Source organism: Kosakonia sp. S42 (assembly GCF_016624785.1).
GTDB lineage: Bacteria > Pseudomonadota > Gammaproteobacteria > Enterobacterales > Enterobacteriaceae > Kosakonia > Kosakonia cowanii.
The window spans coordinates 1-18,561 of the sequence record NZ_JACVTW010000012.1 but is presented as its reverse complement, the minus strand read 5'-3'; the positions used below and the strand labels follow the sequence as shown (position 1 = coordinate 18,561).

Sequence of the window (18,561 nt, the reverse complement as noted above, 5' to 3'; positions counted from 1 at the left end):
ATTGGTGCTGGCGCGTGGCTGGTACAACAACGGGGAGGAAAAAGCGACGCACCGGGCGAGGGAAACGCTAGCCGGTGCGTAAGAGTACGGTAAAGAGAGTGGCCGGAATGGCGTTCGGCGGGCTATTCGGCTTTGTAATAAATATCCTCATCATCGGGAGTCGTGTTCTCGCTCTCTGCCAGATCCGCGATCAGGCTTAAGGCCAGCTTCAGGTCGGAAGGCTTGCAGTTGGCGATAAGCGACACCTCGGCAATGAATTGCACGCATGCCCATTTGTGCTGAGTCTTATTTAGTCGTTCAAAGACCATGAATTCCTCTCATGAATTCTCTTACTGTATGTATATACAGTATCATAGGCTGGATATTTATGGGAAGCGAAGATTATTTTGTCTAATCACTATGTCGCTGATAAAAAAACAGTATTGTGAAGTGACAAATATTCTGACCATCTATTGCTTGCCAAAAAGTCATTATTCTTAATGATGTTGAGATCGGTTTTTAACCTCCCGTTTCGTTCACTGAGGATCCCTTCCCGCAGCCGGTGGGTGAGTTGCCGCCGCTGGTAATCCGTTAGCGGTTTACCCGGCTCGAAGGGCGTACAGTTATTGACAGAACTCCAAGCGGGCGCAGCCGCGCCCTGAAAAACCGCCGCTGCGCGCTTCGGCACAATGGTCCACTTCTTCAGGCGCGTCAGCACCGGCGAACCGCTACCGATTACCGTGTCATACACGCCGCGAATACGAACCGTCGGTTCGCCGTACTGGTTAAATTCACCCTCTGCTTCATACAGGGTGCGTACCTGCAGATCGTCACGGCGGACAAACGGGCCGCCCTGAGCATTAACGTAGCCAGCCCAGTCGCCGTTATCGGCGGCATCGTGGACGTCGGCGAACTCCACGCTCAGCCCTTTGGCCGTGGCGCTGTCGGCCATCTTGCGTAACTCCCGGTAGACGGTGACCGGTGCGCCGCCGACAAACTGAAACTGGCGGATATGCCAGCGCGCCGCCCAGGCGGAGACCGCGCAGGCGCTCTCTTTTAGCGGCGCGTCCGTTTCGTGGTCGATTTCATTCTCCAGCGCGTAGCCGTCGATATTCTTGGCGATATACTTCGCCACATACCCCGTCGCGCTCCCCTTTTGCGCATCGATCGCTTCGGCATGAAAGCGCGCTTTTCGCGCCTGGTCGTTGCGTAACTCTTCACTATCTTGCTGGTGGGCAAAATCGCGCAGGATCTCGCGCACCTTCTCTCGGTCCTGCGGCTGCATAAACAGCAGCAGATGCCAGTGCGGGGTGCCATCGTGATGCGGTTCCGCCACGCGAATGCCGAAAATGCGCAGGCCGTCACGGTGGAGCCTGGCGCGAATGCGCGCCCACAGGCGGGTGAAGTACCCCTGGGTTTGCGCCGGGCTTGCGCCGTTCCATTTCAGATTGCGATGCCCGGTATGGGAGGTGGCATGAAAGGCGGCAGGTGCGGTCAGCGTGTAAAACTCGCCAACGTAGCCAAGGGACTGGCAGATGGTTTCAAAACCGCGAATGCGCGTCATCAGCTCGCAGCGGCGGATCGCCGGGTTGGCTATCGACCCGTCATGTTTATCAATCAGGCTGATGCGGTTTCCCTCTTCATCCTCCAGCTCCATACTTTTGAGAAAGGCCCGGTGGCGGCGCTTCTGCTCGCGCCAGGTGGTGATGCAGTCCCGGCTGGCGTAGGGCTGCGTTTTCCGGCTCACCAGCCCTAGCGCGATGTGCAGATGTTCGCGCCACTGGGCGGCGGCGCGGCGAAGATGGCCACGCCACCACTGCTCGCTGAAAAGACGGATCACCGCCGGGGCGAGATCCTCCGCGCAGACGCGGTGTTGCGTCACGCGCTGCCAGTGCGGCGGGATGACATTAAATTGCAGGGCGATAAGACCAGCGTGGTGGTACCAGCGGTGCAGGGTTTTCAGCTCGGTCTGCTCATCGGCATCAATATCCGCCAGCTCGCCACGGATAAAGTGGGCGATATCTTCCGCCAGCCGGTCGACGCTGGCCCGGTTGCAGTCCGCGAGCTGGTTATAGCGGTTAACCAAATCGACCAGCCGGCCAGCCAGCGCCTGCTGGAAAGCGGTATCAAAATGGCCATTGAATACCGCCTTTGAGACGCGTGATTGCAGACCATCGATCTGGTAGCGGGCATTCACTGCTTTCAGACGTGGCAGCGTTTGCCTGGCGAAGCGCAGCAGAAAGGCGTGCGCCCGCGCCGCGCCGTGCGCCTTTTCCAGCGCTTGCTCTGTGCGGCTGATGGAGAGGCGTACGCAGGTGGGTTGCAGCGCCAGTGCGTGACGCGCCTGCAGCACCGCCGCAATATGCTGATTGCGGCGGTGCTGTTCGGCGTGGGTCAGGTAGGGGCTGGCGATAGCGCTGCGCGGCGCGTTCCAGGGGTAGGCCAGGCTAACAGCCACTTATGTTCTCCTGAAGTGCTTATCTTTTAGTTCGGCGATCTGCTGGCAGCTGACGCAGCAGGTCACGCCCGGCAGCGCCATGCGACGCGCCTCAGGGATCGGCATGTCGCAGCATTCGCAGGTTAAGCGGGAAGGGAGGAGTAAACGGCGGCGGGCGTGCAGGATATGCCGCTCGCGCTCCTCCATTTCGCGTTGTTGAACGCCATCCATTTCATCGGCCATCAGTGCAGCTCCAGCGCCTGGTTATCAATATGGGTCGCCTCCTGGCGCAACAGCTCAGCGGCGTCGCTCCAGTCGAGGCGCTGGGAGGCAATAAAGCTCGCCAGCGTAGCAAGGCGGGCAGAAACGGCACCGGCGCAGCGCAGGCGTTCGTTATTGCGGGCTTCAGCCAGCAGCAGCGTGATTTCATCGCCGCTGCGGGCGGGGGAGGGGATTGCGGTCTTTCTCATGGTACTCTCCTGATTTTGGGCAAAGGGATGCCCGACGGGTTGACGTCCTGGGTTGAAAGTTGGGGTTAAAGCGGCATGGTTAGCCGTTTCGGAAACAGGCTGACAACGACGCGAAAGTGGTTCATGGCGGCAATCAGCGCGCGCTTCTCCTCGAGGGTGAGCTGTTGCGGGGCGAGCGCCTGACGGGCAGTAGGGACGCGGGCGAGAAAGAAGATCGCCGCCAGCGCCCGGGCATTTGCCTCATACTGCTCGTCGCGTCTGTCGCGCATATCGTCGATAAAGCGCGCCACCTCGCTCCAGCTGTCGCCCCAGTGGCGACCGCGAAGTTCGCTGATGTGGTTTAACCCGGTAAGCCGCTGGCCGGCACTCAGCGGTGCGCTGGCGGCAGGTGAGGTGATCGCCATAGATCCTCCTGCGTGAGCGTGAACTCGCAAATGCAAAATTAACCGAATGAGGTGGCGGAGCGCCGGTCGATGTAACGGCAGTCGATAGCCTGCTGCGTTAATTTATCGCGCCAGGCTTTGACGTTAATCAGCGTGCGGCTGCGTTTACCGGCGTCGGTATGCTCGCGGGTCGGCGCTTTCAGCAGCACCCCTTCATCCAGCCACTGCCACACCAGACGCTCGCTGATACCGCGCATTGCGGCGAAATCCTTCACCGTCATCGCATCGGACATCGCCGAGCGGATCAGGGTTTGCAGCGCCGGTAGCAGGGCGGACATCAGCTCATCCATCTGCCCATGTGAAAAGGTGCTGAATTGCATTTGAGAGCCGGATAACGGATGCGACGGCATTGATTTTGCATCTGACATATCGCATTATCTCCTGTTGTTTGAAATGTAGTGCACTGCTGTGCATTTTGGTCGATGAACAGCAATATAAATCGCAAATGCGATTATGTAAATCACTTTTTCGATGTTGGTGTCCATGAGTGAAAACAAGATGAGTGTTCAGGATGTGGTGGATCGCATTGCGTCGTCCTACTCCGTATCCAGTCAGAAAGCGCTTGCCGAGGCGCTGGATGTGCCGGCGAACAATATCAGCAGCTGGATCCAGCGGGAAAGCGTGCCCTATAAAGCGGTGGTCAAATGCGCGCTGGATACCGGCGCGGATCTGCACTGGCTGGTAAACGGTGAGTTTGCAAATGCGAATCTGGTTGAGAAGCCGCAGGTAAAAGGCAAGGCATTGTATGAGGAGATCCTCTCGGCGGGCGGACGCCCGGTACTGCGGCGTATCCTTGATGCCTATGGCTTCCAGATGCAAAAGGATCTGGGCGATTTGCTCGATATCTCTTCAGGCACCATCAGCACCTGGGTGCGCCGCGACTTCTTCCCGGGTGATGTGGTCGTCACCTGCGCGCTGGATACCGGCGTCTCCCTGAAGTGGCTGGCAACCGGGCAGGGAGAGATGTACCCGGCACCGGCTGCTGCGCAGAACGATGCCGTTATTACCATTCCGAAATTCCGCCATGAGTCTGGCGAGCTGAAAGAGGCGGGCGTCTGGGTATTGGATCCGTCGCTGGCACCTGCCGCTACCGATAGCCTGCGCTTTATTGACGGGCTGCATGCCGGCTGGCTGGTGGATACCGCTGCGCAGAAGATTGGTAACGGGCGCTGGGTGATTGCCATTGATGATGCGCTGGATGTCTTTGATGTCGTGCGCTTGCCCGGCGGCAAAGTGCGCCTGAGCAATAACGCGGTCGATTTTGAGTGTGGCGTAGCGGAGATCGCGCCGTTCGGCGTGGTGCTCTTTACGCTGGAAAAGCATGTGTAAGCGGCAATGACGGTCAGCAAACAGAAGAGCGGGAAGTGGCTCTGCGAAGTCTATCCGCAGGGGCGCGACGGGCGGCGCATTCGCAAACAGTTCGCCACTAAAGGCGAAGCGGAAGCCTTTGAGGCGTGGGCGAAGCGGGAAGCGGAAGAGAAACCCTGGCTCGGCGAGAAGGCCGACCGCCGCCGCTTAAGCGAGCTGATTGCGCTGTGGTACAAGCTGCACGGTCAGTCGCTGGCGGCGAGCAAATCGCGGCTGGCGAAGCTGGAGATTGTCTGCCGCGGGCTGGGCGATCCCATCGCCGCGCAGCTGACGGCGAAAGCCTGGGCGCACTACCGCGATAAGCGCCTGAGCGGTGAGATCGACAATGGCTATACGCCGGACCCGGCAAAGTGGAAAGTGAAGCCCATCACCGTCAACCGCGAGCAGCACTACCTTAGCGCGGTGTTTAATGAACTCACGCGGCTGGGCGAGTGGTCGCTGCCTAATCCGCTGGAGAGCGTGCGGCCGTTTCGCGAAAAAGAGCGCGAGATGAGCTGGCTGACGCAGGCGCAGATCGCCGAACTGCTGGCGGCCTGTGTCCGTTTCGGCAATGTCGATTTAACGCGGGTGGTGAAAATTTGTCTCGCCACTGGCGCGCGCTGGCGCGAAGCTGAGTCCCTCACCCGCACGCAGCTGTCACCCAATAAGCTCACCTTTGTCAAAACCAAAGGCGGCAGGAACCGCACCGTGCCGATCCCGCAGTGGCTGTTCGACGAGCTGGCTCCGCTCGAGGGAGCGCTGTTTCAGCCCTGTTATCCCGACTTTACCCGCATGCTGGCCACCACCTCTCTTGCCCTGGCCGAGGGGCAGAAAACCCACGTTCTGCGCCACACCTTCGCCTCACACTTTATGATGAATGGCGGCAATATCCTCGTACTGCAACGCATCCTTGGCCATGCCAATATTCGTGAAACCATGCGTTATGCCCACTTCGCTCCCGATCACCTCGAAGAGGCGGTGACGCTCAACCCGCTGGCGGCGTTTAATGGCGGCAATGTGGCGGCAGAAGATGCATAACCCTGCATTTCACTGCACTTAACTTGCCTGGCGTGCCCGAAAAATAAGGGCGCAGGCCAGATGGCACGGTGGGGCCTGCAAAAGCGGCTTAACTAACTTATCTGGCCCTTTTACGCCGCGCCGTTTTGCCTCTTCGGGTAAAATGATTAACCTTCTGGTGATGTTTAATTTACAATGCCGCTTCGACCTGAAGGAGATGCGGTGAAGCACGTTTTTCATCATACGAGAGCCCAACGCTCAGCCCTGTGGCTGGCGCTGTTTGCGATCCTGCTGATCCTTGTCGCTCCCCTTATCTCTACCGCGCTGCAAAAAGATCCGATGAGCGCGATGCCCGGTATGCATCATGAGATGAGTATGCCGATGCCCGCGCAGAGCGATCATGCACGCCACGATCGTTCACACCATGCGATGTCGCCGCCAGAGAGCCCGCCGCCTGCCATGCCGCTCGATCACGCTGAAGCGTGTGGTTACTGTGTGCTGCTGGCCCATGTTCCCGGCCTGATTTTCCTGCTTGTTCTGCTGCTGCTGGGACGCGTGCTGCGCGTGACCTGCCCGCCCGCACGCACGCGCCCTCGGCTATGGCACTTTATCCCCTGGCTCTGGCCGGACACCCGCGCGCCGCCATCTTTACGCTTTTCCTGACCCCAAAATAGTGTTCCGCCTGCGCGGAATGGCACACCTTTGCGCTTTTTGAGGAAAAGTATGACTTCCTGCACCCCTCGCGCGGCGTGGCTTAATCTGCTACGACGCCTGCATTTCTATATTGGCCTGTTTGTCGGCCCCTTTATCTTTATCGCTGCGCTGAGCGGCACGCTCTACGTTGGCACGCCGCAGCTGGAGAACTGGCTCTATCACGATGCACTGTATGGCGTGGAGAGTGGCGAGCGGCAACCGCTGGCTGACCAGCTTCGCGTCGCCGAACAGGTGACGGGCGGGCATCTACGCTTGCAGGCCGTGCGGCCTGGCCTGAGCGATAGCGAGACGACGCGGGTGATGTTTGCTGACCCGCAGCTTGGCGTCTCGGAGAGCCGGGCGATTTTTGTCGATCCGGTGACGCTACAGGTGAAAGGGGATATGACCGTTTACGGCACCAGCGGTATTTTGCCGCTGCGCCAGTGGATTGATTACCTGCACCGCTCGCTGCTGCTGGGTGATACCGGAAGGCTCTACAGTGAGCTGGCGGCGTCGTGGATGTGGATCGCCGCGCTCGGCGGCATTGCGCTGTGGTTTTTTACCCGGCCGAAGCGGCGCATCAATAACCGCGTGCAGAACCATCGCCGCCTGCACGTCACGCTTGGCTGGCTGCTGCTGGCCGGGATGCTGCTCTTCTCCGCCACCGGCCTGACCTGGTCGCAGTGGGCGGGCGGCAACGTCGATAAACTGCGCGCTGCATTTAACTGGATGACGCCGCAGGTGAATACGCAGCTTCAGGGCGAAGCCGCACCGGCCGATCCACACGCTGAGCACCATATGCATCATCAAGGGATGGAGATGCCCGGCATGGCGCTCAACCCGGCGCAACTTGACGCGGTGCTCGCCCGCGCGCAGGCGGCCGGGATCGCGGCGAAGAAAATTGAAATCCGCCCGCCGCGCGATATGGAGCACGCCTGGACGGTTACGGAGATCGATCGCCGCTGGCCGACGCAGGTGGATGCGGTCGCCATTGCGGGAAGTTCGCTGGCAGTGATCGATCATGTGCACTTCGCCGATTTCCCGTTGATGGCGAAGCTGACGCGCTGGGGCGTTGATTTCCATATGGGCGTGCTGTTCGGCATCTTAAATCAGCTGGTGCTGATCACCTTTGGCAGCGCGCTGTGCGTGATGATTATCGTCGGCTATCGTTTGTGGTGGATCCGCCGCCCGGCGGCGAGCGAGACGCTGCTCCACGCCTGGCTGCAACTCCCCGTCGTGGGCCGCTGTGTGGTGCCGATCATCGCCCTGCTGCTGGGGTTGGCAATGCCGGTCATGGGCGGCAGCTTACTGCTGTTTATGCTGGTCGATGCCCTGCGCTGGCAGCGGAAAACGCACCCGGTTCGCGCGGCGTAAAGTGCCAGAGGCTGCTGCCTGTAAAGTAAATATTACATATGGCAGCCATATAAACGCTATTAAAGTTGGTTGTGTAACGATATCTGTACGATTTGTGGATTGAAATCTTTACCTGATGTGATATGGTGTCAGCTCCCTCGCTTGAGGAAACCTATCGCACACGAGCCATACAGGATTTGATCATGCAAAAAGACGCGCTGAACAACGTACACATCACCGACGAGCAGGTTCTGATCACCCCGGAACAGCTGAAAACCGCTTTCCCGCTGACCGGCGAACAAGAGGCGCAAATCACGCAATCCCGCCAGACCATCTCCAACATCATTGCCGGGCGCGATCCGCGCCTGCTGGTGGTCTGCGGTCCTTGTTCGATTCACGACCCGGAAGCCGCGCTGGAGTATGCCCGTCGATTTAAAACCCTTGCCGCAGAGGTCAGCGATAGCCTCTACCTGGTGATGCGCGTCTATTTTGAAAAACCCCGTACCACCGTTGGCTGGAAAGGGCTGATTAACGATCCGCACATGGATGGCTCGTTTGATGTGGAAGCTGGCCTGAAGATTGCGCGTCGTCTGCTGGTGGAGTTAGTCAGCATGGGTCTGCCGCTGGCGACCGAAGCGCTCGATCCGAACAGCCCGCAGTTCCTCGGCGATCTCTTTAGCTGGTCGGCGATTGGCGCGCGCACCACGGAGTCACAAACCCACCGTGAAATGGCCTCCGGTTTGTCGATGCCGGTCGGCTTCAAAAACGGTACCGACGGCAGCCTCGCTACCGCCATCAATGCGATGCGCGCGGCTGCGATGCCGCACCGCTTCGTTGGCATTAACCAGGCCGGACAGGTCTGCTTGCTGCAAACCCAGGGCAACCCGGATGGCCATGTGATCCTGCGCGGTGGCAAAGCGCCGAACTACAGCCCGGCGGATGTCGCGCAGTGTGAAAAAGAGATGCAGCAGGCGGGACTGAAACCGTCGCTGATGGTAGATTGCAGCCACGGGAATTCCAATAAAGATTACCGTCGCCAGCCTGCCGTTGCCGAATCCGTTGTCGCGCAGATCAAAGATGGCAACCGTTCGATTACCGGCCTGATGATTGAGAGCAACATTCACGAGGGCAATCAATCATCCGAGCAGCCGCGCTGTGATATGAAGTACGGTGTTTCTGTTACCGATGCCTGCATCAGCTGGGAGGCGACCGAAGCGCTGCTGCGTGAAATCGACAGCGATCTGCGCAATAGTCTGGCGGCGCGTTTTGCATAAGAGGGTGTTATGGTTGCTGAACTGACCGCGCTGCGCGATCAAATTGATGAAGTGGATAAGGCGCTGCTGGGGCTGCTGGCGCGCCGGCTGGAGCTGGTGGCGCAGGTGGGCGAAGTCAAAAGCCACTACGGGCTGCCGATTTATGTTCCCGAGCGTGAGGCTTCAATGCTGGCCTCGCGGCGTAAAGAGGCCGAGGCGCTGGGCGTGCCGCCGGATCTAATTGAGGATGTGCTGCGCCGCGTGATGCGCGAATCCTACTCCAGCGAAAACGACAAAGGATTTAAAACGCTCTGTCCTGCGCTGCGTCCGGTGGTCATTGTTGGCGGCGGCGGCCAGATGGGGAAACTGTTCAGCAAGATGTTGACGCTCTCTGGCTACCAGGTGCGTACGCTGGAGAAAGAGGATTGGGCGCAGGCAGAGACGCTGCTGGCGGATGCGGGCATGGTGATTGTCAGCGTACCGATCCACGTCACCGAAGCGGTAATTGCGAAGCTGCCACCGCTGCCGGAGGATTGCATTCTGGTCGACCTGGCGTCGGTGAAAAGCGGCCCGCTGCAGGCGATGTTGTCGGCGCATAGCGGCCCGGTGCTTGGTCTGCACCCAATGTTTGGCCCGGATAGCGGTAGCCTCGCCAAACAGGTAGTCGTGTGGTGTGATGGTCGCAAACCAGAAGCGTATCAGTGGTTCCTGGAACAGATTCAGGTCTGGGGCGCGCGGCTGCACCGTATCAGTGCCGTCGAGCACGATCAGAACATGGCCTTTATCCAGGCGCTGCGCCACTTTGCCACCTTCGCTTATGGTCTGCACCTGGCAGAAGAGAATGTGCAGCTTGAGCAGTTGCTGTCGCTCTCATCACCGATTTATCGTCTTGAGCTGGCAATGGTGGGGCGGCTGTTCGCCCAGGATCCGCAGCTCTATGCCGACATTATTATGTCCTCGCCCGATAATCTGGCGCTGATCAAGCGTTACTACCAGCGCTTCGGCGAAGCGATCGGCCTGCTGGAGCAGGGCGATAAGCAGGCGTTTATCGACAGCTTCCGCAAAGTGGAGCACTGGTTCGGCGATTATGCCCAGCGTTTCCAGAGCGAGAGCCGTACCCTGTTACGCCAGGCCAACGACAGCCGGGCGTAACTTCAAAAGCCGTTTATACTGAAAAGCCAGTGGTCACCCGCTGGCTTTTTTTATTTAAGGGATGCGCAATGGCTGAGTTGCAGAGACTGTTTGATTACACCGGACATTTACCTGAGTGTCCGACCTGGAGCGAAGCCGAACAGGCGCTCTACTGGGCTGATATTCTCGAAGGTGAAATCCACCGTTACCGACTAGAGACGGGCGAGCATACGGTGCTCTCGTTCCCGGAAGAGGTGGGCTGCTTCGCGCTGCGTGAGAAGGGCGGTTTTATCGTCGCCATGCGGCAGGCTATCTGGCTGACGGACGAGCGCGGGCTACTGCGACAGAAAGTGTGCGATAACCCCTCTAACCCGCAGCTGGCGCGTTTTAACGATGGCGGTACCGATCACCATGGTCGCTTTTATGCTGGCACCTTCTGGGCGCCAGGGGATTATAACGGCGCGCTGCTACTGCGCGTGGATAACGATCTGACGCCGAAAGTGGTGCAGTGTGATATTCACGGCGCAAACGGGCTGGCCTTCAGCCATGACAAACAGTGGATGTTCACCTCTGATACACCGCACGGCGTAATTTACCGTACGCCGCTGGATGAGCAGGGCGAGCCGGGGCGGCGCGAGCTGTTCCGTCGCTTTAACCCGGGCGAAGGTATTCCGGACGGTGCGGCAATGGATGTCGAAGGGTGCTACTGGAGCGCGATGTATGACGGCTGGCGAATTGCGCGTTTCTCACCGCAGGGCGAACAGCTGGAAGAGTACCGTTTGCCGGTGCGCTGCCCGACGATGGTCTGCTTTGGCGGGGCGGATATGCAGACGCTGTTTATTACTACTACCCGCGAAAATATGGATGAGCAGGAGATTGCTGATTATCCGCTTTCGGGGGCGATCTTCACCCTGCCTGTGTCGGTGGCAGGGATGAAGAAAGCGCTCTTTATCGAGCGTTAAACCGGGTCGACCGGCACGACGTTTTCGCTGGGGTAGCAGCCCAGCACTTTCAGCGAGCGGGTGATGCTGCCCAGCTCGCGCAGCGCTTTTTGCATCGCGCTGGCGTGCAGGTTGGCCTGAATATCCAGGTAGAACATCTCTTCCCACGGGTTGCCGTGGATCGGGCGCGACTCCAGCTTGGTCATGATCAGGTTGTGGTTGCGCAGCACCAGCAGCGCTTCTACCAGCGCACCCGCCTGTTGCCCGGTCGCCATCAGCAGCGTGGTTTTTGCCGGTACCTGCTCGGATACGTCAATCGCTTTACGCGCCAACACCACAAAACGGGTAATGTTCTGCGTCTGGTTTGCCAGGTTGCGCTCCAGCACCTGTAAACCATACAGCGCGCCACCCGGTTCATTGCCCAGCGCCGCGACGTGCGGTGAGTTCAGTTGCGCGACTTTTTCCATCGCCGCCGAGGTGCTTTCGCAATACTCAATCTTCCAGTGCGGATAGCGGTTCAGGAACTGGCTGCACTGCTGGAACGGCTGCGGATGGCTGTAGACCGTCTGGATCTGCTCAAGAGTGGTGGTACCTGATACCAGCACGCAGTGATCGATGGGAACGGTTAGCTCGCCGACAATCGACAGGCTGGTGTGCTGCAACAGATCATAGACATCGTTAATCGCGCCCGAACTGGTGTTCTCCAGCGGCACGACGGCGTAATCCGCCTGCCCGGTTTCAACCTGACTAAAAATATCCTGAAAACGTGCGCAGCCGCTCTCGATAAACTGCTCGAAATGGCGCGCGGCATACTGGCGCGCTGCAAGATGCGAATAGGAGCCTTTCGGCCCAAGAAACGCGATACGCGCAGAGCGTGGGTTGATGTTGTTGAGGTGGTGCTGGAGCAGGGCTTGCTGGGTGAGAACAGAATCTTCAATGATGAGCTGAAACAGGCGGGTGATGTAATGGGCATCTAAATGATGCGTTTTGCCAAGCTCGATTAAATGTTCCAGCAGGGCCCGCTCTCTGTCGATATCGCGTACCGGGCGGTGGGAGGCGAGTTTCGCTTTGCCAACTTCAACGGAGAGCTGGCGGCGCTCGGCCAGCAGCGTCAGCAACTGCTCGTCGAGCGCGCTGATCTTCACGCGTAAATCCAGTAAGGGGTTTTCAGCCGTCATGTTGTTGCCTTTCATTGTTATCAATAAAAAAGCCTCCCGGTTTGGGAGGCTTTATTGTTCGTCTTCGCACTTTTTCTCACAAAACGAATCGCCTCCCTAACTGGGGAAGGTAAAAAAGAGTGCGAAGAGAAACGGGGTGGTTTTCATCATTTTTCCTGTTGAGCGAGGGAGTTAAAGTAACTGCTCTCTTTTCGCTCTGTCAATAAAAAACGCGCCCGCAGGCGCGTTGGAAACTCAATGTAGAGACTACTCTTCTTCTTCTTCAACGAAGTTGGCATCTTTCACCGATGTTGCGGCGCGACGCGCTTCGCCTTTGTGCTGCACTTTATTGAGCTGCCGTTCCAGCTTGTTGATCAAATCGTTGATGGCGATATACATATCATCATGTTTAGCGCTGGCGACAAGCTGCCCGTTAGGCGTACTGATGGTCGCATCGGCGGTAAAACCCTGTGGCTCTTTAGAGAGGACGATATGGGGATTAATCAGCTGAGTTTGCCATTTATCCAGTTTGGCGAGACGGTCGGTGACATGCTGGCGGATTGCCGGAGTAATTTCCATTTGTTTACTGGTAATGTTCATTGTCATACATCTTACCTCTCTGTCTTTCCGTCTAAGTCACTTCAGCATAGCGCGCCTAATGTCAAAATGTGTGATTAAAATCACGTAATTTTGTCACTTTTTGTCAAAGGCGAGGGGTTTGTGAGGCAGGGCAGGAAGAGGGGAAATATAGCTTGTCGGATGAGAAGTTAACGGTCATAGTTGATAGGTTGCATTGGCGCGAAAGCACGACAGCCAGGCATTCAACGGATAAAAAAACGGCAGCCCGCGGGCTGCCGTTTTGCGTTTACAGGCGTTATGCGTTGCTGTTATTGGCGGCGATAATTTTCGCCACTTTGTCAGCCTGCGCATTGAGCTGCAGCTCGCGGTAAGCGTGCTCCATCAATGGCAGCGCATCGCGCGTCGCTTTGGTATCCGGGAAATCACGCAGCATGCCTTCCACGCGATTGGTCACCGCAACCCAGGCACCGCGATCGGTGTAGTACTGCGCGACGGAGTATTCATACTTCGCCAGACGATCTTTCAGGTAGACCAGACGCTTGTTGGCATCGGTCGCATACTGACTTTGCGGATAACCGCGCACCAGACGTGAGAAGTCATTGAACGCATCACGCGCATGAGCCGGATCGCGATCGCTACGGTCAACGCCGAAGAAGCCCTGCAGCGCACTGTCATCAAGCGCCATGTTGGTCAACCCGCGCATATACATCACGTAGTCGATGTTCGGATGCGTTGGGTTAAGACGAATAAAGCGATCGATAGCGGCCTGCGCCAGCGGCAGATCGGCGTTTTTGTAGTAGGCGTAGATAAGATCTAACTGCACTTGCTGGGAGTAAGGACCAAACGGATAACGATTATCCAGAGCTTCCAGTTGCGTTATTGCCGCCTTCCAGTTACCGTCTTGCAGCTTTTGCTGGGCGGTCGCGTAGATTTCGTTTGGTGGATTATCAGGTACCTCTTCCTTAGAACCGGAGCAACCTGCCAAAGCCAGACTTAACGTGGCGGCTGCCACCAGATATTTCAAGCGCGTCATAACGTTTAGACTTTCCTCAGAATGTTCATGCGGGAGATTCTTTACTCCTGCTCCCGACTAAGACCAGCTACAATAGCACACTATATTAAACGGCGAAGCCGTAAAACCCAACGTTAACGAAGAAGCTGTATATGGCACAACTGGTACAACTCACCGCAACGGTATCCGAGAATCAACTCGGTCAACGCTTAGATCAGGCTTTGGCCGAATTGTTCCCTGATTATTCACGTTCGCGTATAAAAGAATGGATTCTTGATCAGCGCGTGCTGGTCAATGATGTCGTTAGCGACAAACCGAAAGAGAAAGTGTTGGGCGGTGAGCGCATTGCTATCAATGCGGAAATTGAAGAAGAAGCGCGCTTTGAGCCGCAGGATATTCCTCTCAATATCGTCTATGAAGATGACGATATTCTCGTCATTAATAAGCCGCGCGACTTTGTCGTGCATCCCGGCGCCGGTAATCCTGACGGTACCGTGCTGAATGCGCTGCTTCACTACTATCCGCCGATTGTCGACGTACCGCGCGCTGGTATTGTGCACCGTCTGGATAAAGACACCACTGGCCTGATGGTCGTGGCGAAAACCGTTCCGGCGCAAACCCGTCTGGTTGAATCTTTGCAGCTGCGTGAAATCACCCGTGAATATGAAGCTGTTGCCATCGGTCATATGACCGCGGGCGGTACGGTGGAGGAGCCTATCAGCCGCCATCCGACCAAGCGCACCCATATGTCCGTTCACCCGATGGGCAAACCGGCCGTCACGCACTACCGCATTATGGAGCATTTCCGTATCCATACGCGCCTGCGTCTGCGTCTTGAAACTGGCCGTACGCACCAGATCCGTGTGCATATGGCGCATATCACCCATCCGCTGGTGGGCGATCAGCTCTACGGCGGTCGTCCTCGCCCGCCGAAAGGCGCATCGGATGAGTTCATTGATGCGCTGCGCAAGTTTGACCGCCAGGCACTGCACGCGACCATGCTGCGTCTCTACCATCCCATTACCGGTATTGAAATGGAGTGGCATGCGCCAATTCCACAGGATATGGTCGATCTTATTGCCGCGATGCGCGCGGATTTTGAAACCCATAAGGATGATGTCGCCTGGTTATGACCAAACTGATCGTCCCGGACTGGCCGCTGCCGAAAGGCGTGGCGGCATGCAGTTCAACGCGTATCGGCGGTGTAAGCCTGCCGCCCTATGATGCCATGAACCTCGGCGCGCACTGCGGTGACAACAGCGAGCATGTCGAAGAGAACCGCGCGCGCCTGTTTGCGGCGGCGGGTTTGCCTTCAAAACCGGTCTGGCTCGAGCAGGTGCACGGCACGGCGGTATTGAAGCTCGACGGCGAGCCCTATGCCTCAAAACGCGCGGATGCCTCATACAGCAATACGCCGGGCACGGTGTGCGCGGTGATGACTGCCGACTGCCTGCCGGTGCTGTTTTGTAACCGGGATGGCAGTGAAGTGGCGGCAGCGCACGCTGGCTGGCGCGGGTTATGCGCAGGCGTGCTGGAAGAGACGGTGGCCTGTTTTGCTGATAAGCCCGGCAATCTTCTGGCGTGGCTTGGCCCGGCGATTGGTCCGGAGGCCTTCGAAGTGGGCCCGGAAGTGCGTGAGGCATTTATGGCTCACGATGCTGAAGCCGAACGCGCATTTCGCCCGCAGGGTGAGAAATATTTTGCTGATATTTATCAGCTGGCGCGTCAGCGGCTGGCAAGCGTCGGCGTCGAGCATATCTACGGCGGCGAGCACTGCACCTTCAGCCAGCAGAGTGATTTTTTCTCATACCGTCGGGACAAGACGACCGGGCGTATGGCAAGTTTCATTTGGCTGATATAACCTAACGAATCAAGACGATCCAGTACGCGTGAGTTTTCTTCACATAAATCAGGTCAATCACCTTGAATAATTGAGGGATGACCTCATTTAATCTCCAGTAGCAAATTTGACCTGTTATGGGAGGAGTTATGCGTCTGGATCGTCTTACTAATAAATTCCAGCTTGCTCTTGCCGATGCCCAGTCGCTCGCACTGGGGCACGACAACCAATTCATCGAACCACTTCATTTAATGAGCGCCTTACTGAACCAGGAAGGCGGTTCGGTTCAACCTTTATTAACCTCTGCCGGCGTCAATGCTGGCCAGTTACGTATTGCCATTGAACAGGCGCTGAGCCGCTTACCGCAGGTAGAAGGTACCGGCGGTGATGTGCAGCCTTCGCAAGATTTGATGCGCGTGCTTAACCTTTGCGACAAGCTGGCGCAAAAACGGGGTGATAACTTTATTTCGTCAGAGCTGTTTGTTCTGGCTGCGCTGGAGTCACGCGGCACGCTGACGGATTTGCTGAAATCCGCTGGCGCAACGACTGCGAACGTGACTCAGGCTATCGAGCAAATGCGTGGGGGAGAGAACGTGAACGATCAGGGGGCTGAAGACCAACGTCAGGCCTTGAAAAAATTTACCGTCGATCTGACCGAACGTGCCGAGCAGGGCAAGCTTGACCCGGTCATCGGCCGTGACGAAGAGATCCGCCGTACCATCCAGGTGCTGCAGCGCCGTACCAAAAACAACCCGGTATTAATTGGTGAGCCGGGTGTCGGTAAAACTGCCATTGTTGAAGGGCTGGCGCAGCGCATTGTGAACGGTGAAGTGCCGGAGGGGCTGAAAGGCCGCCGCGTGCTGGCGCTGGATATGGGTGCACTGGTCGCTGGGGCAAAATATCGCGGTGAGTTTGAGGAGCGCCTGAAAGGGGTGCTCAACGATCTCTCCAAACAGGAAGGTAACGTGATCCTGTTTATCGACGAATTGCATACCATGGTCGGTGCCGGTAAAGCCGACGGCGCTATGGATGCCGGGAACATGCTGAAACCGGCGCTGGCGCGCGGTGAGCTGCACTGCGTCGGCGCAACCACGCTTGATGAGTATCGCCAGTACATCGAGAAAGATGCCGCGCTGGAGCGCCGTTTCCAGAAAGTGCTGGTGGCTGAACCCTCTGTTGAAGATACCATTGCTATTCTGCGCGGTCTGAAAGAGCGCTATGAGCTGCACCACCATGTGCAAATTACTGACCCGGCGATTGTTGCGGCGGCATCGCTCTCGCATCGCTACATCTCCGATCGCCAGTTGCCGGATAAAGCCATCGACCTGATCGATGAAGCGGCATCCAGCATCCGTATGCAGATTGACTCGAAACCGGAAGAACTCGACCGGCTTGACCGACGCATTATCCAGCTCAAGCTGGAACAGCGCGCGTTAATGAAAGAGTCTGATGAGGCGAGTAAAAAACGCCTCGACATGCTGAACGAGGAGCTGGAAGAGAAAGAGCGTCAATACTCCTCCCTTGAAGAGGAGTGGAAGGCCGAAAAAGCCTCTCTTTCCGGTACGCAGACGATTAAAGCTGAGCTTGAGCAGGCGAAAATCGCCATGGAACAGGCACGTCGTAATGGCGACCTGGGCAGAATGTCTGAGTTGCAGTACGGTAAAATCCCCGAGCTGGAGAAACAGCTGGCGGCGGCTACGCAGAGTGAAGGCAAAACCATGCGCCTGCTGCGTAACCGTGTAACCGATGCGGAGATTGCCGAAGTGCTGGCGCGCTGGACCGGTATTCCCGTCTCGCGAATGATGGAAGGCGAGCGTGAGAAACTGCTGCGCATGGAACACGATCTTCACCACCGCGTGATTGGTCAGGATGAGGCTGTCGATGCGGTCTCTAACGCCATTCGCCGCAGCCGCGCAGGGCTGTCCGATCCGAACCGCCCTATTGGCTCCTTCCTCTTCCTTGGGCCGACCGGGGTCGGGAAAACAGAGCTGTGCAAGGCGCTGGCAAACTTTATGTTTGATAGCGACGACGCCATGGTGCGTATCGACATGTCCGAGTTTATGGAGAAACACTCCGTGTCGCGGTTGGTCGGTGCGCCTCCGGGCTATGTCGGATATGAAGAGGGCGGTTATCTGACGGAAGCCGTTCGTCGGCGTCCCTATTCCGTCATTCTGCTTGATGAAGTAGAGAAAGCGCATCCGGATGTCTTCAACATTCTGTTGCAGGTGCTTGACGACGGTCGATTGACGGACGGGCAGGGCAGAACGGTGGACTTCCGTAATACGGTGGTCATCATGACCTCTAACCTTGGGTCCGACCTGATTCAGGAGCGTTTTGGCGATCTCGATTACGGCCATATGAAAGAACTGGTGATGGGCGTGGTGAGTCAGAGCTTCCGTCCTGAATTCATCAACCGTATAGATGAAGTGGTTGTGTTCCATCCGTTAGGTGAAAAACACATTGCTTCTATTGCGCAGATCCAGCTGCAGCGGTTGTATAAACGTCTTGAAGAGCGCGGCTACAGTGTGACGCTTTCCGACGAGGCCCTGAAACTGCTTAGCGCCAATGGTTACGATCCGGTGTATGGTGCGCGGCCGTTGAAACGTGCGATCCAGCAACAGATAGAGAACCCGCTGGCGCAGCAGATCCTCTCTGGCACCCTGATTCCGGGCAAGCCGGTGCAGCTTGTGGTGAAAGATGACCGCATTGTTGCTGTTCAATAAAAGATAAAAACTGAAAAACGGGCCTCTTGAGGCCCGTTTTTGTTTAATAAAAGAGCAGAAATAGACGCTTTTCACAGTTTCTGCCTGGAAAGTGAGCGAACGGTAACTTTTTTCAAATTAAGGGTTGTCAGCGGAAATTAACTCCCTATAATGCGCCTCCACTGACACGGCACAACGGCAAACACA

General features: G+C 57.2%; 20 protein-coding genes and 1 other annotated feature. Of the genes, 10 read left to right on the top strand and 10 right to left on the bottom strand.

From position 1 onward, the window contains the following. Positions 1-122: 122 nt before the first annotated feature. The 6 genes from IAE50_RS14795 to IAE50_RS14770 form a co-directional block, all read right to left on the bottom strand. On the bottom strand, positions 123-308 hold the full coding sequence (locus IAE50_RS14795) for a hypothetical protein (RefSeq protein ID WP_023480627.1): 186 nt from the start codon (positions 306-308) through the stop codon (positions 123-125). Positions 309-397: 89 nt separating this feature from the next. Next, the gene (locus IAE50_RS14790) at positions 398-2,437 is read right to left on the bottom strand and encodes a replication endonuclease (protein WP_200580586.1); all 2,040 of its coding nucleotides are present in this window, start codon (positions 2,435-2,437) and stop codon (positions 398-400) included. Continuing rightward, positions 2,438-2,659 (bottom strand): TraR/DksA C4-type zinc finger protein, encoded by a 222-nt coding sequence (locus IAE50_RS14785; protein ID WP_023480592.1) that lies wholly within the window; start codon positions 2,657-2,659, stop codon positions 2,438-2,440. Continuing rightward, the gene (locus tag IAE50_RS14780) at positions 2,659-2,886 is read right to left on the bottom strand and encodes a DUF2732 family protein (RefSeq protein WP_200580585.1); all 228 of its coding nucleotides are present in this window, start codon (positions 2,884-2,886) and stop codon (positions 2,659-2,661) included. The genes IAE50_RS14785 and IAE50_RS14780 overlap by 1 nt, the downstream gene beginning before the upstream one ends. 65 nt (positions 2,887-2,951) lie before the next feature. Continuing rightward, positions 2,952-3,290 (bottom strand): DUF5347 domain-containing protein, encoded by a 339-nt coding sequence (locus tag IAE50_RS14775; RefSeq protein ID WP_200580584.1) that lies wholly within the window; start codon positions 3,288-3,290, stop codon positions 2,952-2,954. 38 nt (positions 3,291-3,328) lie between these two features. Further along, the gene (locus tag IAE50_RS14770; protein WP_042713132.1) at positions 3,329-3,697 is read right to left on the bottom strand and encodes a hypothetical protein; all 369 of its coding nucleotides are present in this window, start codon (positions 3,695-3,697) and stop codon (positions 3,329-3,331) included. Between the two features lie 115 nt (positions 3,698-3,812). Between IAE50_RS14770 and IAE50_RS14765 the strand changes: the two genes are divergently transcribed. From IAE50_RS14765 to IAE50_RS14735, 7 genes are all read left to right on the top strand, one after another. Beyond that, a complete protein-coding gene (locus IAE50_RS14765) occupies positions 3,813-4,658 on the top strand; it encodes a helix-turn-helix domain-containing protein (RefSeq protein ID WP_094421647.1) in 846 nt (281 codons plus the stop codon). Positions 4,659-4,664: 6 nt separating this feature from the next. Beyond that, complete coding sequence (locus IAE50_RS14760; RefSeq protein ID WP_200134646.1) at positions 4,665-5,714, top strand: site-specific integrase; 1,050 nt, start codon at positions 4,665-4,667, stop codon at positions 5,712-5,714. A 174-nt stretch (positions 5,715-5,888) separates the two neighbouring features. Further along, positions 5,889-6,356: a DUF2946 domain-containing protein gene (locus IAE50_RS14755; protein ID WP_200580583.1), complete on the top strand. Its 468-nt coding sequence runs from the start codon at positions 5,889-5,891 to the stop codon at positions 6,354-6,356. Between the two features lie 60 nt (positions 6,357-6,416). After that, positions 6,417-7,760, top strand: coding sequence for a PepSY domain-containing protein (locus IAE50_RS14750; RefSeq protein ID WP_200580582.1), 1,344 nt, complete (start codon positions 6,417-6,419; stop codon positions 7,758-7,760). A gap of 182 nt (positions 7,761-7,942) precedes the next feature. Next, entirely contained in the window at positions 7,943-9,013 is a 1,071-nt protein-coding gene (aroF, locus tag IAE50_RS14745; protein ID WP_200580581.1) for a 3-deoxy-7-phosphoheptulonate synthase AroF, read from the top strand. A gap of 9 nt (positions 9,014-9,022) precedes the next feature. Next, entirely contained in the window at positions 9,023-10,144 is a 1,122-nt protein-coding gene (gene tyrA, locus IAE50_RS14740; RefSeq protein ID WP_200580580.1) for a bifunctional chorismate mutase/prephenate dehydrogenase, read from the top strand. A 68-nt stretch (positions 10,145-10,212) separates the two neighbouring features. After that, a complete protein-coding gene (locus IAE50_RS14735; protein WP_094421636.1) occupies positions 10,213-11,085 on the top strand; it encodes an SMP-30/gluconolactonase/LRE family protein in 873 nt (290 codons plus the stop codon). On the opposite strand, the gene pheA is transcribed toward IAE50_RS14735, so the two are convergent. The 4 genes from pheA to bamD all read right to left on the bottom strand — a co-directional run bounded on the left by pheA (position 11,082) and on the right by bamD (position 13,833). Beyond that, positions 11,082-12,242, bottom strand: coding sequence for a bifunctional chorismate mutase/prephenate dehydratase (gene pheA, locus IAE50_RS14730; protein ID WP_042718544.1), 1,161 nt, complete (start codon positions 12,240-12,242; stop codon positions 11,082-11,084). The genes IAE50_RS14735 and pheA overlap by 4 nt on opposite strands. A gap of 22 nt (positions 12,243-12,264) precedes the next feature. After that, positions 12,265-12,390 (bottom strand) — a sequence feature (Phe leader region). Then, on the bottom strand, positions 12,339-12,389 hold the full coding sequence (gene pheL, locus IAE50_RS14725) for a pheA operon leader peptide PheL (protein ID WP_200134660.1): 51 nt from the start codon (positions 12,387-12,389) through the stop codon (positions 12,339-12,341). It overlaps the preceding feature by 51 nt. Positions 12,391-12,488: 98 nt before the next feature. After that, positions 12,489-12,827 (bottom strand): ribosome-associated translation inhibitor RaiA, encoded by a 339-nt coding sequence (gene raiA, locus IAE50_RS14720; protein ID WP_054804223.1) that lies wholly within the window; start codon positions 12,825-12,827, stop codon positions 12,489-12,491. A gap of 268 nt (positions 12,828-13,095) precedes the next feature. After that, positions 13,096-13,833 (bottom strand): outer membrane protein assembly factor BamD, encoded by a 738-nt coding sequence (gene bamD, locus IAE50_RS14715; RefSeq protein WP_023480633.1) that lies wholly within the window; start codon positions 13,831-13,833, stop codon positions 13,096-13,098. A 131-nt stretch (positions 13,834-13,964) separates the two neighbouring features. Here bamD and rluD point away from each other — a divergent pair, with 131 nt between their 5' ends. From rluD to clpB, 3 genes are all read left to right on the top strand, one after another. Beyond that, on the top strand, positions 13,965-14,945 hold the full coding sequence (rluD, locus tag IAE50_RS14710; RefSeq protein WP_054804222.1) for a 23S rRNA pseudouridine(1911/1915/1917) synthase RluD: 981 nt from the start codon (positions 13,965-13,967) through the stop codon (positions 14,943-14,945). Continuing rightward, positions 14,942-15,673, top strand: a complete 732-nt coding sequence (yfiH, locus tag IAE50_RS14705) for a purine nucleoside phosphorylase YfiH (RefSeq protein ID WP_200580579.1) — start codon at positions 14,942-14,944, stop codon at positions 15,671-15,673. The genes rluD and yfiH overlap by 4 nt, the downstream gene beginning before the upstream one ends. A gap of 128 nt (positions 15,674-15,801) precedes the next feature. Next, positions 15,802-18,375 carry an ATP-dependent chaperone ClpB gene (gene clpB / locus IAE50_RS14700; RefSeq protein WP_023480639.1) on the top strand — a complete coding sequence of 858 codons (2,574 nt, stop codon included), beginning with the start codon at positions 15,802-15,804 and terminating at the stop codon, positions 18,373-18,375. Positions 18,376-18,561 lie beyond the last annotated feature (186 nt).

What these genes read in the sequence shown, in the direction of transcription:
- IAE50_RS14795 (WP_023480627.1), bottom strand. Translation starts at nt 308, where the DNA reads ATGGTCTTTGAACGACTAAATAAGACTCAGCACAAATGGGCATGCGTG.
- IAE50_RS14785 (WP_023480592.1), bottom strand. Translation starts at nt 2,659, where the DNA reads ATGGCCGATGAAATGGATGGCGTTCAACAACGCGAAATGGAGGAGCGC.
- IAE50_RS14780 (WP_200580585.1), bottom strand. Translation starts at nt 2,886, where the DNA reads ATGAGAAAGACCGCAATCCCCTCCCCCGCCCGCAGCGGCGATGAAATC.
- IAE50_RS14775 (WP_200580584.1), bottom strand. Translation starts at nt 3,290, where the DNA reads ATGGCGATCACCTCACCTGCCGCCAGCGCACCGCTGAGTGCCGGCCAG.
- IAE50_RS14770 (WP_042713132.1), bottom strand. Translation starts at nt 3,697, where the DNA reads ATGTCAGATGCAAAATCAATGCCGTCGCATCCGTTATCCGGCTCTCAA.
- IAE50_RS14765 (WP_094421647.1), top strand. Translation starts at nt 3,813, where the DNA reads ATGAGTGAAAACAAGATGAGTGTTCAGGATGTGGTGGATCGCATTGCG.
- IAE50_RS14760 (WP_200134646.1), top strand. Translation starts at nt 4,665, where the DNA reads ATGACGGTCAGCAAACAGAAGAGCGGGAAGTGGCTCTGCGAAGTCTAT.
- IAE50_RS14755 (WP_200580583.1), top strand. Translation starts at nt 5,889, where the DNA reads ATGCCGCTTCGACCTGAAGGAGATGCGGTGAAGCACGTTTTTCATCAT.
- IAE50_RS14750 (WP_200580582.1), top strand. Translation starts at nt 6,417, where the DNA reads ATGACTTCCTGCACCCCTCGCGCGGCGTGGCTTAATCTGCTACGACGC.
- aroF (WP_200580581.1), top strand. Translation starts at nt 7,943, where the DNA reads ATGCAAAAAGACGCGCTGAACAACGTACACATCACCGACGAGCAGGTT.
- tyrA (WP_200580580.1), top strand. Translation starts at nt 9,023, where the DNA reads ATGGTTGCTGAACTGACCGCGCTGCGCGATCAAATTGATGAAGTGGAT.
- IAE50_RS14735 (WP_094421636.1), top strand. Translation starts at nt 10,213, where the DNA reads ATGGCTGAGTTGCAGAGACTGTTTGATTACACCGGACATTTACCTGAG.
- pheA (WP_042718544.1), bottom strand. Translation starts at nt 12,242, where the DNA reads ATGACGGCTGAAAACCCCTTACTGGATTTACGCGTGAAGATCAGCGCG.
- raiA (WP_054804223.1), bottom strand. Translation starts at nt 12,827, where the DNA reads ATGACAATGAACATTACCAGTAAACAAATGGAAATTACTCCGGCAATC.
- bamD (WP_023480633.1), bottom strand. Translation starts at nt 13,833, where the DNA reads ATGACGCGCTTGAAATATCTGGTGGCAGCCGCCACGTTAAGTCTGGCT.
- rluD (WP_054804222.1), top strand. Translation starts at nt 13,965, where the DNA reads ATGGCACAACTGGTACAACTCACCGCAACGGTATCCGAGAATCAACTC.
- yfiH (WP_200580579.1), top strand. Translation starts at nt 14,942, where the DNA reads ATGACCAAACTGATCGTCCCGGACTGGCCGCTGCCGAAAGGCGTGGCG.
- clpB (WP_023480639.1), top strand. Translation starts at nt 15,802, where the DNA reads ATGCGTCTGGATCGTCTTACTAATAAATTCCAGCTTGCTCTTGCCGAT.